General features: G+C 51.1%; 19 protein-coding genes. 6 read left to right on the plus strand and 13 right to left on the minus strand.

The annotated features are described in order from the left end of the window. Window positions 1-12 precede the first annotated feature (12 nt). Entirely contained in the window at window positions 13-327 is a 315-nt protein-coding gene (locus tag MK323_04035; protein MCH2481328.1) for a YhbY family RNA-binding protein, read from the plus strand. 6 nt (window positions 328-333) lie between these two features. Further along, window positions 334-1,104, plus strand: a complete 771-nt coding sequence (locus MK323_04040; protein ID MCH2481329.1) for an NRDE family protein — start codon at window positions 334-336, stop codon at window positions 1,102-1,104. A gap of 31 nt (window positions 1,105-1,135) precedes the next feature. Here the strand turns inward: MK323_04040 and MK323_04045 are convergent, their stop codons facing one another. The 4 genes from MK323_04045 to MK323_04060 all read right to left on the minus strand — a co-directional run bounded on the left by MK323_04045 (window position 1,136) and on the right by MK323_04060 (window position 3,543). Further along, a complete protein-coding gene (locus tag MK323_04045; GenBank protein ID MCH2481330.1) occupies window positions 1,136-1,519 on the minus strand; it encodes a DUF192 domain-containing protein in 384 nt (127 codons plus the stop codon). Between the two features lie 115 nt (window positions 1,520-1,634). Continuing rightward, entirely contained in the window at window positions 1,635-2,591 is a 957-nt protein-coding gene (locus MK323_04050) for a Gfo/Idh/MocA family oxidoreductase (GenBank protein MCH2481331.1), read from the minus strand. An 82-nt stretch (window positions 2,592-2,673) separates the two neighbouring features. Further along, the gene (locus MK323_04055; GenBank protein ID MCH2481332.1) at window positions 2,674-3,012 is read right to left on the minus strand and encodes a P-II family nitrogen regulator; all 339 of its coding nucleotides are present in this window, start codon (window positions 3,010-3,012) and stop codon (window positions 2,674-2,676) included. Between the two features lie 48 nt (window positions 3,013-3,060). Beyond that, window positions 3,061-3,543 carry a peroxiredoxin gene (locus MK323_04060; GenBank protein ID MCH2481333.1) on the minus strand — a complete coding sequence of 161 codons (483 nt, stop codon included), beginning with the start codon at window positions 3,541-3,543 and terminating at the stop codon, window positions 3,061-3,063. A gap of 241 nt (window positions 3,544-3,784) precedes the next feature. On the opposite strand from MK323_04060, the gene ltaE reads away from it, so the two are divergent. Further along, a complete protein-coding gene (gene ltaE, locus MK323_04065; protein ID MCH2481334.1) occupies window positions 3,785-4,753 on the plus strand; it encodes a low-specificity L-threonine aldolase in 969 nt (322 codons plus the stop codon). Between the two features lie 25 nt (window positions 4,754-4,778). On the opposite strand, the gene MK323_04070 is transcribed toward ltaE, so the two are convergent. Continuing rightward, window positions 4,779-8,243, minus strand: a complete 3,465-nt coding sequence (locus MK323_04070; GenBank protein MCH2481335.1) for an indolepyruvate ferredoxin oxidoreductase family protein — start codon at window positions 8,241-8,243, stop codon at window positions 4,779-4,781. 142 nt (window positions 8,244-8,385) lie between these two features. On the opposite strand from MK323_04070, the gene MK323_04075 reads away from it, so the two are divergent. Beyond that, window positions 8,386-9,390, plus strand: coding sequence for a GlxA family transcriptional regulator (locus MK323_04075; GenBank protein ID MCH2481336.1), 1,005 nt, complete (start codon window positions 8,386-8,388; stop codon window positions 9,388-9,390). Between the two features lie 29 nt (window positions 9,391-9,419). Here MK323_04075 and tadA read toward each other — a convergent pair whose 3' ends face one another. From tadA to guaB, 3 genes are all read right to left on the minus strand, one after another. Further along, window positions 9,420-9,878 (minus strand): tRNA adenosine(34) deaminase TadA, encoded by a 459-nt coding sequence (tadA, locus tag MK323_04080; protein MCH2481337.1) that lies wholly within the window; start codon window positions 9,876-9,878, stop codon window positions 9,420-9,422. Between the two features lie 288 nt (window positions 9,879-10,166). Continuing rightward, window positions 10,167-11,750: a glutamine-hydrolyzing GMP synthase gene (guaA, locus tag MK323_04085; GenBank protein ID MCH2481338.1), complete on the minus strand. Its 1,584-nt coding sequence runs from the start codon at window positions 11,748-11,750 to the stop codon at window positions 10,167-10,169. 36 nt (window positions 11,751-11,786) lie between these two features. Further along, window positions 11,787-13,253 (minus strand): IMP dehydrogenase, encoded by a 1,467-nt coding sequence (gene guaB, locus MK323_04090; GenBank protein MCH2481339.1) that lies wholly within the window; start codon window positions 13,251-13,253, stop codon window positions 11,787-11,789. Between the two features lie 102 nt (window positions 13,254-13,355). On the opposite strand from guaB, the gene MK323_04095 reads away from it, so the two are divergent. Beyond that, entirely contained in the window at window positions 13,356-13,691 is a 336-nt protein-coding gene (locus tag MK323_04095; GenBank protein ID MCH2481340.1) for a hypothetical protein, read from the plus strand. A gap of 87 nt (window positions 13,692-13,778) precedes the next feature. After that, window positions 13,779-15,149 carry an exodeoxyribonuclease VII large subunit gene (gene xseA / locus MK323_04100; protein MCH2481341.1) on the plus strand — a complete coding sequence of 457 codons (1,371 nt, stop codon included), beginning with the start codon at window positions 13,779-13,781 and terminating at the stop codon, window positions 15,147-15,149. A 32-nt stretch (window positions 15,150-15,181) separates the two neighbouring features. Here xseA and der read toward each other — a convergent pair whose 3' ends face one another. From der to MK323_04125, 5 genes are read right to left on the minus strand one after another with little or no spacing between them, the layout of a single operon-like run. Further along, on the minus strand, window positions 15,182-16,552 hold the full coding sequence (gene der, locus MK323_04105) for a ribosome biogenesis GTPase Der (protein MCH2481342.1): 1,371 nt from the start codon (window positions 16,550-16,552) through the stop codon (window positions 15,182-15,184). Window positions 16,553-16,597: 45 nt separating this feature from the next. Further along, the gene (gene bamB, locus MK323_04110) at window positions 16,598-17,743 is read right to left on the minus strand and encodes an outer membrane protein assembly factor BamB (GenBank protein ID MCH2481343.1); all 1,146 of its coding nucleotides are present in this window, start codon (window positions 17,741-17,743) and stop codon (window positions 16,598-16,600) included. Between the two features lie 17 nt (window positions 17,744-17,760). Further along, the gene (locus MK323_04115) at window positions 17,761-18,426 is read right to left on the minus strand and encodes a tetratricopeptide repeat protein (protein ID MCH2481344.1); all 666 of its coding nucleotides are present in this window, start codon (window positions 18,424-18,426) and stop codon (window positions 17,761-17,763) included. Next, window positions 18,419-19,687 (minus strand): histidine--tRNA ligase, encoded by a 1,269-nt coding sequence (hisS, locus tag MK323_04120; GenBank protein ID MCH2481345.1) that lies wholly within the window; start codon window positions 19,685-19,687, stop codon window positions 18,419-18,421. Before hisS ends, MK323_04115 begins: the two co-directional genes overlap by 8 nt. A gap of 33 nt (window positions 19,688-19,720) precedes the next feature. Beyond that, complete coding sequence (locus MK323_04125) at window positions 19,721-21,025, minus strand: DUF4115 domain-containing protein (GenBank protein MCH2481346.1); 1,305 nt, start codon at window positions 21,023-21,025, stop codon at window positions 19,721-19,723. Window position 21,026 lies beyond the last annotated feature (1 nt).

Here is a 21,026-nt window from a genome sequence, read left to right on the forward strand (position 1 = left end):
CATAACCCAGTAATGAAACTGACTGGAAACCAAATCAGACATTTAAGAGGCCTGGCTCACCACAAGCGGACGATCGTCACGGTTGGACTTTCAGGTCTTACCGAGAGCGTCATCGGAGAACTAGAGTCGGCCCTGAAGGCGCATGAACTCGTAAAAATACGATTGCCGACAGGCAATCGTCTAGAAAAACAAGCTGTGCTTCAGCAGTTGTGTACCAGTACTGCTGCGACATCGATACAACTCATCGGTCGAATCGGCATTATCTACCGATCCGGGGAACCTCCGGTCATATTGTTACCGGGGCGTAACCCCACCATCGCAAGCTGACAGTCAATGTGCCTGATCCTGGTCGCAAAAGGTGCTCACCCAAGCTATCCGCTGATTATCATTGCGAATAGGGAGGAGTATCACTCCCGGCCTACGCAAAGCTTATCTTTCTGGCACGACCATCCCACAATCGCTGCGGGGAGGGATCTCACGGCAGGTGGAACCTGGTTTGGCCTTAATCGCCAGGGCCTGTTCGCAGCGGTTACGAATTTTCACGAACCAACTGTTGCCGTGAAATCCGACTATTCACGTGGCATGCTGGTGCTCGACTGGCTTCGACAAAAGCCCGAATCAGCAGATTGTCGCCTTCAGAATCCTGGTCAACTTCAACGCTACCAGGGCGTCAACGTTATTTTCGGTAACATTGCTACCTTGTGGTGGGATTCAAACCGGGTCAGTGACCCTCGTCAGATTCCAGCTGGAATCACAGGGCTCAGTAATCATCTTTTAGATGAACCGTGGCATAAAATCACCTATGGCAAACAGGTCTTCAAAAATATCTTGAGCCGCAGTTTCAGATTGGATACGTTTTTTGAACTCCTGTCAGACCGCACACCGGCTAGAGGAACTGCTACCAGGGGCTCTGGCTTTTTACCCGATCTAACAGCAGCACAGTCCCCAATTTTTGTCAAAGGGCCACTTTACGGAACCCGCAGTTCAACGGTACTTCTGCTGAACCAACAGAACCAGGTTGAACTCGTTGAGCGGTCTTATGGCCCAGATGCGGAAATCCTGTGCGAAAATCGTCTCAATTTCCAGTTACAGCCCATCTCGTGAATACGCTGTTGTCCACCATAATCGGTGGTTGTCACTGATTTCTGTTCGATACCCGCATACGCCATAGACGTGGGTTTCGCCTGAGCTGGTCCAGGCGCCCCGCCGCTGTCTCAAGTGCGAATTGAAAAACTGTGTCGGAACGATAATATGTCGTCGACCGGTCAGATTCTTGGAGCGCCATACGTTGAATATTGATCACCTGCCTAAACACGTCTATAAACACAATATCCAACGGCAGTGCTACGCCACTCATGTGAAAGTTCGCCTTAACCGGCGCTGGAAAAACAAAAAGGAGAGACCGCTCAGTAACAAGGCCAGGACAGACCCCTTGGAATCCACGTCCTCTTTGCTCTGGAGTTTTTGCCACCCACGCCGCAAAGACTAACGGCTTCTCCTCTTCGGCAGAAAATTCCACCCAAACCTGCTTCATTGGCGTCCAAAACGAGGCGTCGTCAGAGCAGCCTGCGCCGATCGTTTGCCCAGCAACACCGCTAACCACTACGACATACAGCCCTATAATTGCTCTGCGCCTAAACAAGCGAATGAAGCGATCGCTCGATCTTTTCACGTACGTCGTAGGCGACCTTTAGAGCTCGTAATCCGTCACTGCCCGACACCAGCGGTTGCGCACCTTCTCTAACACAATCTATGAAGTGGGCCAACTCAGCATCCAGTGGCGGAGTCGGTTCAACCTGAATAGAAGAGTTAATAATCGGCGCGAACCCTCCGTCTGGTGGTTGTTCCCCAGGACGAGATATCTCGATCTGTTGATCCTCAAAATTCAAAGCAAGATAACAAGCATCAGCGAATACCCGAATCCGTCTGAATCTTTTTGCTGAGACCCTACTTGCAGTGACGTTCGCGATAGCACCATCCTCGAATTCAAGGCGCGCGTTCGCGATATCAACATGATTTGTCACAATCCTGGCACCAACTGCAGAAACGTACTTCAATTCTGATTGAACCAGTGAGAGCACGATGTCAATATCATGGATCATGAGATCAGTTACCACGTCAACATCTGTGGCTCTCTCCACAAATTCGCTCAACCTATGCACTTCTATAAAACGTGGGCGATCCAGTTCCTGATGGAGTCGGGTAACCCCGGCATTGAATCGTTCGAGGTGCCCTATCTGAAGTATCGTGCCAGTCTGCTGGGCTTCATTCACAATTGATCGGGCATCACTCAGGGTGTGCGCGACCGGCTTCTCCAACAATACGGGTATTCCTCTTGACAAGAAAGGCAGCGAGACCTCCCGATGACAGGTGGTTGGCACGACTACGCTGACAGCATCTATGGAATCGGCCAGCTGATCTACGTTGCTATAAAAGCTACAGCCGCATTCAGCTGAGACCTGCTTTCCCGCATCTGAGTCCACGTCGTTGACACCAATCAGGGCCGCACCGGGCAACCGGGCGTAGATCCGAGCATGTATAGAGCCAAGATATCCAACCCCGACTACTCCGATCTTTACCGGTTCAATCATCAATATTTCCAGGGATCAAGAAATCACGTACACACCGCGAAATCAACTGGTTTGGCCTTTAACCGTATCCCGCACAATACAGTCAAAGTGCATCTTGGTCGGTCTCACCCGTGCGGATGCGGTGTATCTGTTCAAGCTCGTAAACAAATATTTTTCCATCTCCAATTTTTTCTGTGCGAGCCGCGTTTATTATCGTTTCGACCACCTGGTCGACGATGGCCGTGTCGACCGCGACCTCTATTTTCATTTTTGGAATAAAGTCTACGACGTATTCTGCTCCCCTATATAGCTCTGTATGACCTTTTTGGCGACCGAAGCCTTTTACCTCGGTAATGGTCATACCTCTGATCCCGACCTGACCTAAAGCGTCACGTACATCATCAAGCTTGAAGGGTTTGATTATTGCGGTAACCAGTTTCATAGTCAGTTCCTTGGATTGGTAAATCTTTTAAAACAACTCTAGACTTTCCTACAACAGCGCCAAAATGCTTTTTGCATCGCTGACTTCGAACTTTCTGGGTTCCTCAACTTGCAGGTGTGTAACAACGCCGTCGTTCACGACCATCGCATACCGCAATGAGCGAACACCAAAGCCCGCACCGGACATATCGGAGTCCAGGCCGATAGCCCTGGTAAATTCTCCATTACCATCCGCCAGCATCATCACTTCCTCACCTGCCCCGTGAACATCTCCCCAGGCGGCCATCACCCATGCATCATTCACTGAAAGGCAGATAATGAGTTCCACACCGTTGGCACGAATTTGGTCGGATAACTCAATATATCCTGGCAGATGAAGCTTCGAACATGTAGGCGTAAATGCACCGGGTAGCGCAAACAACACCACCCGCTTATCCTGAAAGAGCTCACCAGTACGAACCGACTCCGGCCGTTCTTCACCCATAACCTTAAGTTCTACATCTGGAACTGGTGCACCAATCTGTATTGCCATTAAGCCCCCCTTTCTGTAAAAAATCCTATTAGCGCATAGTATCCACAATTGCCACCCCGCCTGCCAACAGACATCTTAATTGGATCTATGGATTCCGAACCCCATGCGATGGCACCACCGCTATGATAAATTACCTTTCGAAATCAGTTTGTTTACCGCCTCCAAAACTAAATTATGGTGTTTCGAATTGGATTCTGTAGTTGACCTGAGAAGCGATACTGTCACTAAGCCTAGTATTGGCATGCGTCAAGCTATGCTTAATGCTGATGTTGGCGATGACGTTTATGGGGAAGATCCGACGGCCGCCGCTCTAGAAGAGAAAGCAGCCGAACTATTGAAAACGGAATCTGCACTTTTTGTGACAAGCGGTACCCAGAGCAACCTCCTGGCTCTGCTGAGCCATTGCCAGCGTGGGGACGAATACATTGCGGGTAGCCAGGCACACAGTTACCTCGAAGAAGGTGGGGGTGGAGCCGTTTTGGCCAGTATCCAACCACAGCCAATTGAAAACAGTCACGACGGTACCATCGATTTGAACAAGGTCGAAGCTGCGATCAAACCAGATGACTTTCACTACGCAACGACCCGACTGTTCTGCCTGGAAAACACTTTTTATGGCCAACCTCTACCCATTACCTATCTGGAAGAGGCGGCCACTCTGGCCCGGCACCATGGATTGTCGTTGCATCTAGATGGTGCCCGCTTATTCAATGCGGCTATCAAACAAAATACGCCAGCACATGAAATTTCCCAACACTTCGATTCTATATCAGCCTGTCTTTCGAAAGGCCTGGGTGCCCCCATGGGATCAGTCCTCTGCGGAACCAGAAAATTCATTCAAGATGCCAGGCGCTGGAGAAAGATGCTGGGGGGCGGGTGGCGGCAAGCCGGAATCGTGGCATCGGCTGGACTCTACGCACTCGAGCACAATATTGAACGACTGGTCGACGACCACGAAAATGCGCTTCTCCTCTCAAGACTGCTCGAGGAAATCGATGGCTTGGCTATCGACAAGCCCAAAGAACGGACAAATATGGTCTTTGTAACCGTGCCCGAAGTGATTGTACCCGAGCTAACACCCCGACTTCGCCAGGCCGGCATTCTAATCACCTGCGAGAGTAACCCCGTCAGGTTGGTAACACATCTGGATATCGATAAGCCCGCGATCTATCGCTCAGTAGAAGCTTTCCGACACGCTTTAAGCCATTAGGTCCTGATTACGAAAAATTTATTCGTCAGGCAGCGTCCTCCACCTCAACTGGCTGCGCCTGAAACTTTAACCAGAGGTTTTCTGCCGTTGTCTGCGCTTTGCTTGCGTTAGCGCTTTTAATGTGCCCAAAACCTCGAATAGATAACGGCAGTAAAGCGATTTCAATCGCGACTTCGAGATTGGCAGCAGACAGTCCTGCACACAGATTATTCACTGTCTGCTCGTAATCCTTAATCAACTGTTGATCAAGCAACTTCTCCTTGCTGTACCGAAACGGGTCTAGCACGCTTCCGCGTATTCGGCGTAACGAAGTCATCAACCTGAATAGCGAGAATATCCAACCGCCAAACGCTCTTTTTTGAATCGCACCGTTTTTACGACTGAGTTTTGAGATGATAGGTGGGGCCAAATTCAGCTTTAGTCGATAGGGCCCCTCGAAGGTGCGCTTCAAGCTCTCCTTGAAGCTTTTATCCGTATACAAGCGAGCGACTTCATATTCGTCTTTAACAGCCAGCAATTTGTGATAGGCCTGTGCAGTCGCAAGTGTAAGTCGCAAATCAGTTCGTTCAATGCCGGATTCCACATTTTGCACGACATCCACCAACGCACGATAACGCCTGGCATATCCTTTGCTCTGATAAGTCACCAGGTGACTTTCCAGCCGCTCTACCGTTTGTGCAACAGTTTCGTCGATAGCAGCTGGCTGATTGGCAGGGAAAGATCCCAGCAAACGGGCAACTTCATCGGGATTTGCTACTGCTGCCCGGCCCATTCGGAATGCCTGAATATTCATCTCGACTGCCTGCCCGTTGAGCTCAATAGCTTTTTCAATCGCAACGGAAGGCACGGGTATACCCCCAAGCTGGTATCCAAATCCCAGAATCATCAAGTTTCCAGCAATCGATTCTCCAAAAGCTGCTGTAGCGGCCGCCGTTGAGTCGACCGTATGAAGAGATCTGCCAACACAATCTCGAATGGAGAATAACAGTTTCTCTAGTGGGAACTGTGTGTCGGGGTCCTTAATAAAATCACCAGACATCTGCTGATGGGTATTCACGACAGCTACTGTGCCCGTCCTCAATTTTCTTAAATTTTCAGCAGAAGCAGAGGTCACGATATCGCAACCAAGCAGAAGGTCCGCGCCACAATCAGCAACATGGGTGGCGCTGATATCCTCGGGCTTCTCTGCCAGAATAATATGGCTAGTAACGGCACCCCCTTTTTGCGCCAGTCCAGCCATATCCAACACGGAGCAACCCTTACCCGCGAGATGAGCCGCCATACCTAGTATTGCACCGACAGTTACGACACCCGTCCCTCCTATACCCGTAAGCAGAATACTGTAATGCCCGCTAATAGCGGTCACTTCTGGCTCCAGTAACAAAGACTCCGCCAGCGCCTGAAAACCAGTATTGCTACGCTCTTTTTTTAGAGTTCCCCCGATCACCGTTACAAAACTCGGGCAAAAACCGGACTGACAAGAATAATCCATATTACAGGTCGATTGATTGATCGCCCTTTTGCGCCCAAATTCTGTCTCGACAGGCACCAAGGCAACACAATTCGATTGAACCCCACAATCGCCACAGCCTTCGCAAACGGCTTCATTGATAAATAACCGTTTATCAGGAATCGCCATCTCACCCCGACGACGACGCCGACGTTTTTCAGCCGCACAGGTTTGGTCGTAAACAATCACACTGGTACCAGTAACCTCACGCATTTCGCGTTGTACCTGATCAAGATCGTCACGATGGTAAATTGTGGTATCCGGTGCCCATTGACTGGTTTTGGAGTATTTTTGCGGATCATCGGACACAACAGCGATGCGCTTGACACCCTCCGCATGGACTTGACGAGTAATGGTCGCCGGATCAACCTGACCGTCAACGCGCTGTCCCCCGGTCATCGCAACCGCATCGTTGTGCAGTATCTTGTATGTGATATTGACACCTGCCGTAACGCTGGCACGAATCGCTAGAATTCCTGAGTGAAAATAAGTGCCATCACCGATGTTTTGAAAGACGTGCTTCGTTTCACTGAATGGACTCTCCCCGATCCAACTGGACCCTTCCGCCCCCATCTGAGTAAACCCAACTGTGTTTCTATCCATCCATGCGGCCATAAAATGACAACCGATACCAGCCATTGCCCGACTTCCATCGGGCACCACGGTAGAACTGTTGTGAGGACACCCCGCACAGAAGTATGGTGTCCGTATCATCGCCGGAGAGGTTGAACAATCGCGTCGCTGTCTTTCTTTGAGAGTTTGAATCTGCGTGCTGAGATCCTCGTTGCCACTGATGTTGGCCAATCGCTCGCCGATCACCAGGGCTATATCCATGGCTTCCAGTCGCCCGTGCGCCGGAAATAAGGTTTGCCCGTTTTCAGTTCGTTTACCTACGATAACCGGGGCATTGGGGACACCGTAGAGAATCTCTCGAATTTGCTGTTCGACCAGACCTCGCTTTTCTTCAACAACGATAAGTCGTTTCAGGCCTTGCGTGAAGTCGCGAAGTCCGTGTGGCTCAAGGGGCCAGGACATTCCGACTTTATAGAGTTTCAAGCCCAGGGCCCTTGCGCGAGTTTCGTCGATATTCAGCTCTAATAACGCACGCCTAACATCCAGATAGGATTTACCCGTCGTCACAATCCCTGTATGGGCATCGTGGTCACCCAAAATCTGGCGATCGATTGGATTGGTGCGACCGAACGCCTCGACTGCCTCGAGTTTGTATCGGTGCAGCCTCTCCTCCTGTTCCAGAAATCCATCGGGCCAACGAATATGCAGCCCACCGCTGGGAAGAACAAAGTTTTCGGGCACCTCGGTTTGAATACGGTCAAACGAAACCGAGACAGAGGCGGATGCCTCTACTGTGTCATGTACGCACTTAAGACCTACCCAACAACCGCTGTAGCGAGATAATGACCAACCGTAGAGTCCGTAATCCAGAATATCCTGAACTCCAGCTGGATTGAGGATTGGTACCATCGCATTGACCAGCGAATACTCACTCTGGTGGGCGGTGGTCGACGATTCACAGGCATGGTCGTCCCCCACCAATAGTAGGACACCCCCGTGGCGGGAGGTCCCTGCTAAATTTCCGTGTCGTATCGCGTCACCCGAACGGTCCACGCCAGGACCTTTTGCGTACCACATCGCAAACACACCGTCATATAAACCATCACCTCCCAGACCGGCCTGCTGCGTCCCCCAGACTGCCGTTGCTCCCAGGTCTTCATTAACTGCTGGCGCAAACTTAACCCGGTGTTGGGTCAGGAATTCCTGGGCGAGGAATAGTTGCTGGTCTAGGCCACCAAGGGGAGAACCACGGTATCCCGTCACAAACCCCGCGGTATTCAGCCCGATAAGCTGATCTTTCTGAGACTGAAGCATTGGCAGCCGAACCAGGGCCTGAATCCCGGACACAAAGATCTGACCCTTTTCGAGCGTATACTTATCCTCAAGCGCAACGTCTCGTAGTTTCATCTGCCCTTCTCTGACTCATCCACCAACGAATAATAACAGCTTCATGATCGAACCACTTCCTTCTGAGCCTTGTATTTTCCGATCTCGATACGTTAAATACCACACTACTCTTATATCTTTAGGCCGCCAGTCCTGAATCTCGATGAGCACGCACCCCACGCCGACCAGATATGGATTTTTGTTGTGTCCGAACTTCACCCTGATCGCATTGTCTTCGGCTGTAGAGCCATTGCGCATGGCGAACAGAATCAGTGGACGCAGCCTCTACGAGTACACTCTTTTTAGCTTCGATGGCAAGGAGGTTAGATCGAGTGGCGGATTAGATCTAGCGCCGGTTTCAAAACTAACCGATCGCGAACAACTCGATGCGTTGTTTCTTTGCGCTGGAACAACACTCGATGGCGCCTGGGACCAGATCGTCGTCTCTCAGCTAACCCCTCTGACCCGACGCAAGATTATTATTGGTGGAATCTGTACAGGGAGCTATCTTCTGGCCCGTACTGGACTGCTTAACGGCTACCGATGCACCATCCACTGGGAAAACATCTTTGATATGCACGATGAATTTCCAGAACTGGTTGTGTCCTCGGAACTCTTTGAACTCGATCGGGAACGCTATACCTGCTCGGGTGGTACTGCACCACTAGATATGATGTTGACTCTCGTCGCCCGTGACCACGGTACCGAGTTGGCCACTTTAATTTCTGAGCAGTTTATCTGTGAGCGAATACGTGATTCTAAGGATCGGCAACGGATACCACTTCGCCAACGTTTCGGAGCTAGCCAACCTAAGTTAGTCGACGCGGTCGAACTGATGGAAAACAACATTGAAGAACCCATGAGCCTGGATGAACTCGCTCACCACGTCGGAATTTCCCGCCGACAGTTGGAGCGAATATTTCAGAAACATCTAAATTGCGTGCCCACCCGTTACTACCTGAACCTCCGTCTACGTAGAGCACGTGAACTGCTATTACGGACTCCAAGATCAATCGTCGATGTCGCCTTTTCCTGTGGGTTCGTCTCCGCACCACACTTCAGCAAATGCTATCGGGACTTTTTCGGAAAACCGCCGCGCGAAGAACGACAAGCCAAATCTCAGTCCAGTACAAACAACAGGCCGGCTTCCACCAGTTCCACGGTTTAATTCGATGTGACCACTCCGGAACTGAATGCCTATCGTCTCCGCAATGCAAAAAACTGCTCCAGTCGCTCACTACAGTCGGTCTCTAGTATTCCCGCAATAACTTGACATCGATGGTTAGTCAAGGGTGATTCAAGGAGGTTCATGGCCGAACCCGCAGCACCGATCTCCGAATCACGCGCACCAAAAACCAGATTACCGACGCGGGCGTGCAACAGAGCACCAGCACACATGGGGCATGGTTCAAGGGTAACGTACATTATCGTCTCAGGTAATCGGTAGTTTCCGATGCGAGCGCCCGCATCACGAAGCGCCATCACCTCTGCGTGTGCGGTCGGATCTGACAATCCAATTGATCGGTTGTGACCGCGACCAACAATCCGATCACCGGCTACCACAATAGCGCCTACCGGAATCTCCCCATTCACTGAGGCCACAGCAGCTTCTTCGAGCGCAACCCGCATCCATGACTCATGGTTTGGCTTAATCAAAGTAGACACAACGATTGATGGTCCTGAATAGACCGAACGCCTGATCCTGGATCAGGTCTGTTCCCTTACAGGGTAACAAGTTAGTCTTTATCACGACATGTATCATCGAGTACCGCCTGAATTGTTGGTCAACCCATCCGCCATTGTTGTATTGCAGATAATCGATTCTTCTAGAATTGACCCAGTCAACTTTACCCTTTGGAGATTTGCATCAGCACCAGATTTTGTTAAACATCACGCAAAACTGCCGCGGAAAAGCACTCAAGGTCACCATCGAATCTTCAACACCTATTCCCACTCTATAGTTGCGGGGGGCTTAGATGAGATATCGTAAGTCACTCGACTCACACCACGGACCTCGTTAATGATACGGGTGGAAACACGCGCCAACACCTCGTATGGAAGTCGCTTCCAGTCCGCAGTCATGAAATCAGTGGTTTCAACCGCACGAAGAGCAATCACGTACTCATATGACCGATTGTCTCCAACAACACCGACTGACCGTACTGGCAGAAAAACTGCAAATGCCTGACTTGTGGAATCGTATAGATTGCTCCTATGAAGCTCATCAAGGAATATAGCGTCCGCCTGGCGAAGGATATCGACATATTCTCGCCGGACCTCACCCAGAATTCTCACCCCCAGCCCAGGTCCCGGGAACGGATGCCGATGGACAATAGGTTGCGACAGTCCCAGTGCTACGCCCACCGCGCGCACCTCGTCTTTAAACAGTTCGCGCAGCGGTTCCAGCAGTTCAAGCTTTAGAGTATCCGGTATGCCACCCACATTGTGATGCGATTTGATTACCTTTGCCTTACCAGTGCCCGTACCTGCCGACTCGATCACATCAGGATAGATAGTACCCTGCGCCAGCCAGCAAATATTTTCTATTTTGTCTGCCTCTTCCTGGAAAATATCCACAAATACTCTGCCTATCATCTTTCTTTTGAACTCGGGATCCGTTATTCCAGACAAGGCTTCTAGAAATCGCTCTGAAGCATCCACCTGAACAATGCGCATACCGAAATCGTCCCTAAAGGTCTCCATAACCTGCTTGACCTCACCCTGACGTAGCAGTCCGTTATCCACAAAAATACAAGTCAACTGATCTCCAATCGCTCGATGGAGAAGCGCAGCGACAACTGAAGAATCCACACCACCGGATAACCCCAAAACCACCCCGTCTTCACCGACCTGGTCTCTGACTCTGAACAAGAGGTCATCAATGATATTTGCCGGCGTCCAATCACCGCCGCAGCCACAGATGTCCCGGACAAAACGTTTCATCATTGCCCGACCCTGTGTGGTATGGGTCACCTCAGGATGGAACTGGACCCCAAAGAACCTGCGATCGGAATCTGCGATCGCAGCCATCGGTGCGTTCTCGCTCACAGCCAGAACCCTAAAACCATCGGGCAGGGTGTTCACTCGGTCGCCGTGACTCATCCAGACTTTGAGAACACCTGTACCGTCGGAATCTAGGCGATCATGAAGACCGTCGATCAAAGGATTCGTCGATGTCAAGCGGATCTCTGCAAATCCGTACTCTCGTTGTTTTGCGGCTTCGACTTTACCGCCGAGCTGAGCAGCCATCGTCTGCATGCCGTAACAAATACCCAGAATCGGGCAATCCAGGTTGAACACTTCCTGATCGGCACGCGGTGTGTCACTTTCTGTGACCGTCGCCGGACCGCCTGACAAAACGACACCGGCCGGCCTGAAAGCTTTTATCCTGCTGATGTCTGCATCAAACGGCAAGATTTCACAGTAAACATTCAGTTCACGGATACCCCGAGCAATCAGCTGTGTGTACTGTGAACCGAAATCCAGAATCAGGATTTGCTGGGCATGCGGGTCGCTGGAGTGGTTCATCAGACCATCAGTCAGTTATGGTCTACCCCGAACGTGTCAGGTATCGCTACTGTAATTTGGTGCTTCTTTGACCACGGCGACATCGTGCACATGACTCTCTCGCATACCTGAATGGGTGATACGCACAAAACGACATCTGGTTCGCATTTTATTAAGGTCAGGGCAGCCGGTATATCCCATACTTGCGCGAAGACCACCGGCAAGTTGATGAACGATTGATGCCATCGGACCTTTGTATGGCACGCGACCTTCAATTCCTTCCGGTACGAGTTTAGCAACATCAGGTTCACCTTCCTGAAAATATCGGTCTTTTGACCCCTGTTCCATAGCACCCAGAGACCCCATCCCACGGTAACTTTTATAGGAGCGTCCTTGATACATCTCAATCTCCCCTGGAGATTCGTCTGTACCCGCGAAAAGACTGCCTATCATCGTGCAGTGGGCACCAGCAGCAATTGCCTTGGCGATATCACCGGAATAACGAATACCCCCATCGGCGATCAGCGGTATTCCTGACGTTACCAACCCTCTGACCACATCCTGTATTGCCGTAATCTGGGGAAGCCCTACGCCCGCGATGATTCGCGTGGTGCATATAGATCCTGGACCGATCCCTACTTTTACACCATCCGCACCAACTCCGGCCATCGCCAGCGCTGCATCCGCTGTCGCTATATTTCCGCCAACAACATCGACTTGGGGATATTCCCGCTTAATTAATGCTATTCGATCGAGCACACCTCTGGAATGCCCATGGGCCGTGTCCACAACGATTGCGTCGACACCCGCATCCACAAGTTTGTCTACCCGCTCCTGTGTATCTGCGCCTGTGCCTACAGCAGCGGCAACGCGCAATCGACCTTTCCCGTCCTTACTCGCAGTTGGATATTCGGTCTGCTTCTGTAGGTCTTTAACTGTGACCAGGCCTTTTAGTTCGAAATCATCATCTACCAGCAGGACTTTTTCTATTCGGTGTTCATGCAGCAAGTGTTTGATTTCACCCTTACCGGCACCCTCCGGCGCAGTAATCAGTTTATCTCTGGACGTCATTACCGCCGTAATCGGCTGGTCAAAACGTGTTTCAAATCTGAGATCTCGGCTGGTCACTATGCCCGTCAACCGCCCCGAAGCATCGAGAACCGGGACACCCGATATCTTCATTTTCTGAGTAAGATCTATAACCTCTCGAACGGTCACTGTCTCAGCGACACAGATAGGGTCTGTAATCACCCCACTTTCAAACTTTTTCACGATAGACACCTGGGCGGCTTGTGCATCAGGACTCAGATTCCGGTGCACAACACCTATCCCGCCCTGCTGAGCTATACATATGGCGGTTTCCGATTCGGTCACCGTGTCCATCGCCGCGGTGACCAGTGGCAAGCTGAGGGCGATATTGCGGCTAAATGGCGTGCTCAAACTGACGTCCCGAGGTAGAACTTCCGAAAAAGAAGGGACAAGGAGGACATCGTCAAAGGTAAGCGCAAGTTCCATGTCTTCCATCAGCGGATTATAGGAGTTGACTTTCCACGGGTAAACCTTGCGGGGTCTGTGTAACTCAATACCGACGCCAAGCAGCAGTTATCTGCTCGATAAGACTACTGAATGAATCGATTACGCGATCTTCTCCTAGTTTCGTTCATTGCATCACTGAGCCTGGTATTTACACCGGTATACGCCGGCAGCAATGCTGCTGAAACCATAACCCAGGCAGAACAGGATTTGAAATCTGCCACTCGCGCCGGTGCGGTATGGCGTCTCGTTGACAAAGCAACTGGATCTGGCGCTGTAGGGATTGATAAACTCCTGAAGCTTGCCAAAAAGAAGCTTGATGAAGGCCATAACGATGAAGCAAAACGACTGGCTGCTCTCGTATCGTGGGCCGCGCTGTCTGGAATCAGCCAGGCCAAGTCACAGGAACAGGCAAAACCACTTTACTAACCTCACTGATCAGTTGTTGCCAAAAAGCCGGCAAAGCCGGCTTTTTTATTTGTTGAGTTTCATCGATCAACAATTCACAATGCTCCAATGTTGATCGACCATGTCTTTAGTGTTTCCGAATTCACTCGATCAATCCGCGACCTTCTAGAAGAATCCTATCCAGAAGTCTGGGTACGGGGTGAGATCTCGAATCTTGCAACCCCAAGGTCAGGCCATGCGTATTTTTCACTGAAAGACGAGGACTCACAAGTGAGATGCGCTTTGTTCCGCACTCACCGACTTCGACTTGCTTTGCCACTTGAGGAAGGCACTGCTGTGTTAATCCGAGGCAAGCCTTCGATCTATCTTGGTCGAGGCGACTTCCAGATTATTGTCGATTACGTCGAACCTGCCGGCGAGGGAGAACTTCGAAGGCGATTCGAACAGCTCAAGGCTGAACTCGAACGACAAGGTTTATTTGATGAAAATATAAAGCGAGCGTTGCCCTCCATACCCAACAAGATCGGCGTAATCACGTCTCCTACCGGCGCAGCAGTACACGACATTTTAACGACGCTGGAACGCAGGTTTGCGATGGCAAAAGTTCTCGTGCTGCCAGTTGCTGTGCAAGGCGATAATGCAGTTCCTGCTATCGTCAACGCATTGAATCAAATACGACAAATTCGGAGTTGTGAAATTGTGATCCTTGCTCGAGGCGGGGGCAGTCTTGAAGACCTGTGGGCTTTTAACGAAGCAACTATCGTTCACGCGATTCGCGCCTGCCCCGTTCCTGTGGTTACTGGAATTGGCCACGAAACAGACTTTACACTCGCTGATTTTGCTGCCGACTTTCGAGCCGCAACGCCGACAGCGGCTGCAGAAGCAGTGACGCCCGATAGAAACGAGTTATCCGCTCGTTTAGCTGGTTTGGGCAATCGAATATCTCTGACGATGCTCAGAATATTACAGGATCGCGGACAGCAACTAGATGCCGCAGCAGGACGACTGCACCACCCCAAGACTCGTCTCAACGGCCAGCGTTACCAACTTCTTGCCCAACAGGCCAGGCTTCAGTCGGCTGTCCGCGAACCCCTCCACGGCTACCGCTTGGCTCTGACACAGATAATTCAGCGACTGCACGTCAATTCACCCGTTGCTACCATCAGATCAAATCAAGTTGGCTTTCAGGCATTTTTACGCCGTCTGCAACGTTCGGGCACAACCATCACAGCCTTACATCGGCAACAGGTCGGTACCTCTGAAGGCGCACTTGAGATTCTCAACCCAAGACGAACACTAGGGCGGGGCTACGCGATCGTAAAACGTCTAACCGATGGTACGATAGTGACTTCAGCGGCTGATACCACCCCTGGGGATGCGCTAATTACGGAGTTACGCCAGGGTAGCGTTAGCAGCACCGTGACAGGCATCAGCACAGACTTGACCGACCCCACCAGTCACCACACGGACTCAGACTGAACTGGCAAATCAGGCTCTAGCTTGTACTTCTTTTACCTTGCTTGACCACGAATTCTGGATGATTTTTGTCTTCCGGATGTCCGCCTACCAGCGGAATAAGGGTTCTTTGATGTTCGCAGTTCAAGCCGAACCCGTGTACCCACCAGTTCAAATGCTTTACCAAAAGTACTTGCGATGTATCGTAGGTAGTTCGCTGGCAACTGTTCAAGCATATTGCCATGTAACACGACGGTTGGTGGGTTTTTGCCGCCCTGGTGGGCATACTTGATCTTTACCGGACGGCCCTGCCGCAAAGGTGGAGCGTGACGTGTCATGGCCTCTCTTAACACAGCATTGAGCCGGGAAGTTGGCATCTCAATCCAATTGGAGCGCAAAGCGGCCATCACTGATTTGACCACATCGGTAACTCCACTGCCATACAACGCGGAGATATAGAGTGTATGGTGTTCGGGCAAGAATGGAAATCGCCGATCCAACGTCCGACGGAGATAATTTTTGTCCCGACGTTCCATTCCATCCCATTTATTGACAACCAGCACCACACTCCGGCCACTCGCCTGGATCAGGCCAGCGATTGTGAGGTCCTGTTCTAGTACCCCTTGCCGGCCGTCAAGAATATGCACGACAACCTGCGAATCCGCTATCGCCTGAAGGGTCTTCACCACAGAAAATTTCTCCAGCGACTGTGTGACTCTGGAGCGACGACGTACACCTGCCGTATCAATCAACATTAATGGCTGATCGAATCTATCTAAGGCAACTTCGATACTATCCCGCGTGGTGCCCGGTTCGTCAGTGACGATTACTCTTTTTTCCGACAGCAACGCATTCGTTAACGTAGATTTACCGACATTGGGTCGCCCAATGAGCGCTACACGCGGACGATCAGATTGTTCAGGCTTATGTTCTACGCTCGGAAACTCAGTCTCCAGCAACATAAGAAGATCGACAACACCAAAACCTGTTCTTGCCGATACCGCTCTTGGGATCCCTAAACCAAGTTCATTAAACTCGGCTGAAACGATGTCCGGCTCCAGGTCCTCCACTTTGTTGACGACCACGAAAACCTTTTGGCCACTTTGCCGCAACCGTTTCGCTATTTCAAATTCCTCGGGTACAGCACCAGCACGCCCATCTGTCAAAAACAGCAGAGCGTCGGCTTCACCTAATACGTGCTCGATCTGCTCTTGAACCGCGATTTCGATCGCACCACCTCTGGTCGTAAGACCACCAGTATCAACAACCAAGCACCGTAAACGACCCTGAAGACACATTCCATAAATCCTGTCTCGAGTCACACCGGGTTGATCATCTACCAATGCTTTGCGACTGCGGGTCAGTCGATTAAACAGCGTCGACTTACCCACGTTGGGTCGGCCAATGAGTGCGATAACCGGGAGCATCGTATTTCACCTTCACCAAGTGGAAGGTGTTAAAAATTGTTTTCCTCAGCTGCCCTCGTCAAGCAGCCAGGCTGTAATCGTACCTTGTTCTGACAATGTATAAAATCCTTCGAAATCCTGACTGACTGACGTTGCCATAATTGCGCCAGCACGGACTCGACCTCGACCCTTTAGCTGACCTGTGTTTACATCCATTACATGAACATAACCCTGATAGTCGCCGGCCACACAATACTTAGAACCTGGAATCGCGATAGGATTCGTTACCCCTCTGCCCTTGAGTCGATCCTGCTTCCATACCTCGATACCAGTCTTTTGGTCAAGTGCCACCACAACACCGTCATCCAGTGTTATTAGCAATTCATTGTCACTGACAGCCAGGTTCCTTAAGGTAGATCTTGGCATCTTCCACTCTACTTTTTGAGCCGTTAAGGAAATCGCATACACCTTATCCTGGTAGGCGGCCACAAACAGCCGGTTACCTGCTATCAGAGGATCTGCATCAATATCGATCAGGCGGTCTATCTGATTGGACCCCCGAGGACGGGAAATCGGCGTTTTCCAGAGCTCCCGCCCAGATTCGGTGTCTATCCCGGACAAGTGACCACTGGCGTAACCAACCACTACAATTTCATCAACCTGGACAGGCACAGACAGCCCTCGAACACTGAGCGAAGGTACATTATTTCTTAAACGCCAACTAACCGTGCCGGAGTTCTTGTCCAGACCGATAACTTGGCCGTCCCCTGTCCGAACAATGATACGCTCGTCTGCGACGATGGGCCGCGCAAGCACTTCTGCGCCAACAGTAGACTGCCACAGCAAATTTCCGTCAGTCGCATCTAGGACCAGCAGTTGCCCCTCCGTCGAAGCCACGACCACAATTCCATGTCCGAACCCGACCCCTGCTGAAATCTCCAATTCCGAATCCACCTGCCAGACAACAATGCCCGTAGCAGCATCCAAGGCGTAAACCTTACCCCCCGGTTCTGCCGCGAATATTCGTGACCCCTCGACTAATGGCTGCAGCAGAATATTGGCCGAATCGTAGGATTCCCCAGTATCAAATCGCCAGATGGGTGCCACCTTGAAAGAGGATTGCTCGGGTACAACTGCAGGTGGCGGGCCTTCACGCATAAAATGAATCGGGCGCGGTGCACAGCCGACCACCACTGTGACCACAATGGTCACGGCTAACAACTGCTTAATCACTGGTTGCTACCGATACTACCCGCATAGTTTCGTTTGGACGTGAGTAAGGCCCTGGAGGAAGATGCCGGTGCAAGTGCCTGAAGCGCTCGATCGTAGGCCTCCGCGGCGTCAGAGTACTTGTGCTGCGCAACAAGAATATCGCCGAGAACTTCCGGGTACTCGGACTCAAAACCACCGACATCGTCTGTGGTTACCAACTCTTGTGCCCGAACCAGGTCACCCGCTAACAATGTCACTCGGGCCAGCCGAAGCCGAGCGAGCTGACGCATCGCTGGATCGTTTGACTTTGTCATGACATGGGTGAGTGCTTCCATGGCATTCGAAAGCTCGTTATTTTTTATCGCCAGTTTTGCGATCATCAGGTAGGCCATATCGACATATGGTGTGGACCGGTAGTCCTTAGCGAGCATCTGTGCTCGATCTTGTGCCTGCTCGACCGAACCGGATTCATCGTATGCCAGCATTTCCTGGAACACGTCAGATGCCGATAAAGCACGATTCTCGGTATACACCTGCCAACCTTTGAAACCGCCAACTCCAGCGACACCGATAGCGACTCCCGCCACCATTCCCATGCCATTCTTCTTCCACCACGCTCTTAGTTTTTGAGTGTCATCATCTTCGGCAACATGAATTTCCAGTATTTTGTCGTTCTCAGCCATCATCACCCTCGCTCGTTACTTTTGCTTCACTCAACCTACAACAAACATAATTAGCGAGTTCCGACTCGTTGACCTGAGTCTGGTCACCAGACTCACGCAATGATTTAACGGTGGCATAGCCGTTCGTAAACTCGTCATCGCCAATCACAACGAGTAATTGAGCACCACTCTGATCCGCCCGCCGAAGTTGACGTTTAACCGCCCCACCCCCGCAATTAACGACAGTATGTATTCCAGTATCGCGAAGCTTCTCGGCAGTCTTCAAGGCGTAACTCATCGTATGACTCCCAATAACGCACACCCAGACATCGGGTTGATTGTTCACGGTGGAGCCCGCAATGTTCTCGTAAACCTCGACCAAACGTTCAACACCACACGCAAATCCTGCAGCCGGTACGGGTTGACCACCCAGTTGCAACACCAGACCATCATAGCGGCCGCCAGCACACACGGCGTTCTGTGCTCCAAGCAAATCAGTTGTCCATTCAAATACAGGTCCCGTGTAATAGTCCAGCCCCCGAACTAATCGGCTGTTGACTTCAAACTCAATCCCGTTCTCAGACAAAATAGTTTGCAAAAGCGAAAAGTCGTCTTTCGACTGACCGTCAATAAAACTGAGTAGATCCGGAGCCTCAGCCAATATCTGCCTGGTCTGCGGGACCTTACTGTCCAGTATGCGTAGCGGATTTCGATCAAGTCGCCGTTGGCTGTCTGGATCAAGATCATCTCGGTGTCGATCGAGATAGGATTTGAGCGCCTCACGGTACAACCCACGCGCCTCCGGGTCTCCCAGGGTGTTAATCTCGAGCGTCAACCGACTGAGTCCGAGTTGCCGCCAAAGCCTAGTCCCGACCATCATGATTTCAGCATCAATATCCGGGCCTGACCATCCCAAGGCCTCGATTCCAAACTGCTGAAACTGCCGATAGCGACCTTTCTGAGGTCGTTCCCGCCGAAACATCGGCCCCATGTACCAAAGCCGGTGGTGTTGATTGTGCAAAAACCCATGCTCGATTCCAGCCCGCACACAGGCCGCAGTCGCCTCGGGTCTCAGAGTCAAGCTGTCGCCGCTGATATCATCAAACGTATACATTTCTTTTTCAACGATATCGGTCTGTTCACCAATTGATCGCTTGAAAAGCTCCGTCCGCTCAAGCAGTGGCGTCCGTATTTCTCGGTACCCATATGAATTGACAACCTCACGAATTGCGCTTTCTACCCGGTACCAGACATCGGATCGCCCTGGCAGCAGATCATTCATACCGCGCACAGAATTGATCTTCTCCACCTGGAGCTATTCTCCCCGACCTTGGTTTGTGATGGCCCTATGCTTGCCACCGATCTGAGTGATGCCGACTTGAAAACGGATTTGCCCACCATTATCAGGAGATGGGATCTCGACCACCTTTCCGTCATAGAGCACCCGGACGCCTTCGGACACACGCAAGCGAACATCGAATGGGGGCGTTCCAGATAGCGTGACTACTTTACCCGATGGCAAATAGCGCCGAAGGAGTTCATCACCTTCACCATCATACACTATGACCTGACTACCGCGTTTAAGCACAATGGTGATCTTGTGCCTCGACTGAGCCACGACTCCGGGCAAACCGGACTCCCGACCTGCGAGGACTTTGGACTGCTTTAGCTTAATCCCCTCTACTGGCGTCTCTGAAGTGTCGAATCCGCTACTGCCGGCAGGAGTGGATTCTGCTCGTGACAATCTTACCTGTGCTACAAAACCCGTCTGCACCAGTACGTCTGCAACGGGATTGATTGCCGACCGCTCCGGAGCCACGTTTGTTTGTAAAATCTGCTTTTTGCTTTGTTTCTTCTTTACGCTTGTATTCCGCGATAGATCAGTCGTAGTCGGGCGTACGGCTATTTGTTTAGAATCCGGTGTCGGGGAAACAGTCTGGTCGTTACGCATCGCTACTGAATCATCACCCACTGTCTGCTGTGACTCGCCCAACCTTGTACCAGCAGTTGATTCAGCTTCGCCAATCTTGTTGTTATTTGTCACAGAAGATGGTGCAACCTGTATCACGCCAATGACTTTTCCCTCCTCCGTCACCGTCGAGCCTTTATTCGAGACCGACTCAGCCTCACTGGTTTTCTCAGATCGCGTGTCGACTGGAACAGGTTCCTTCTGAATCTTTGCCAGTTCATCGTTGAGTTCGTTGCTGGCGAGATCAATTCTCTCGACATCGCCGGATCTCTTTAGATAGGCACCATAAAGCCCACCCACAACAACGATCATCACGACGACAGTGACTACCCAGCGATAATGAATCGCAATGGGCTGCCGGTGGTTAATATTTTCTGTGATCGTACCCGGTCCATCTTGGGTCGGCGGCAGAAACTTTTCATGCTGCTGTATGGCACTTTCGACATTGACGTTGACCAGTTTTCCATAGCTGCGTAAATAACCGACCACATACGTCCATCCAGCCAACTGATCGTAGTCGTCGTTTTCAAGCGCCTGAATAATATAGGGCAGCAAATTAAGTTCATCCGCGACCTCTTTCTCGCTCCAGCCATAAAGCTGACGAGCACTGCGCAATAGCTCACCGGGTGTAGAGCCAGTCCTGTCACCCATA

Source organism: Gammaproteobacteria bacterium, assembly GCA_022450155.1.
In the GTDB taxonomy this organism is placed as follows: Bacteria; Pseudomonadota; Gammaproteobacteria; order Arenicellales; family UBA868; genus REDSEA-S09-B13.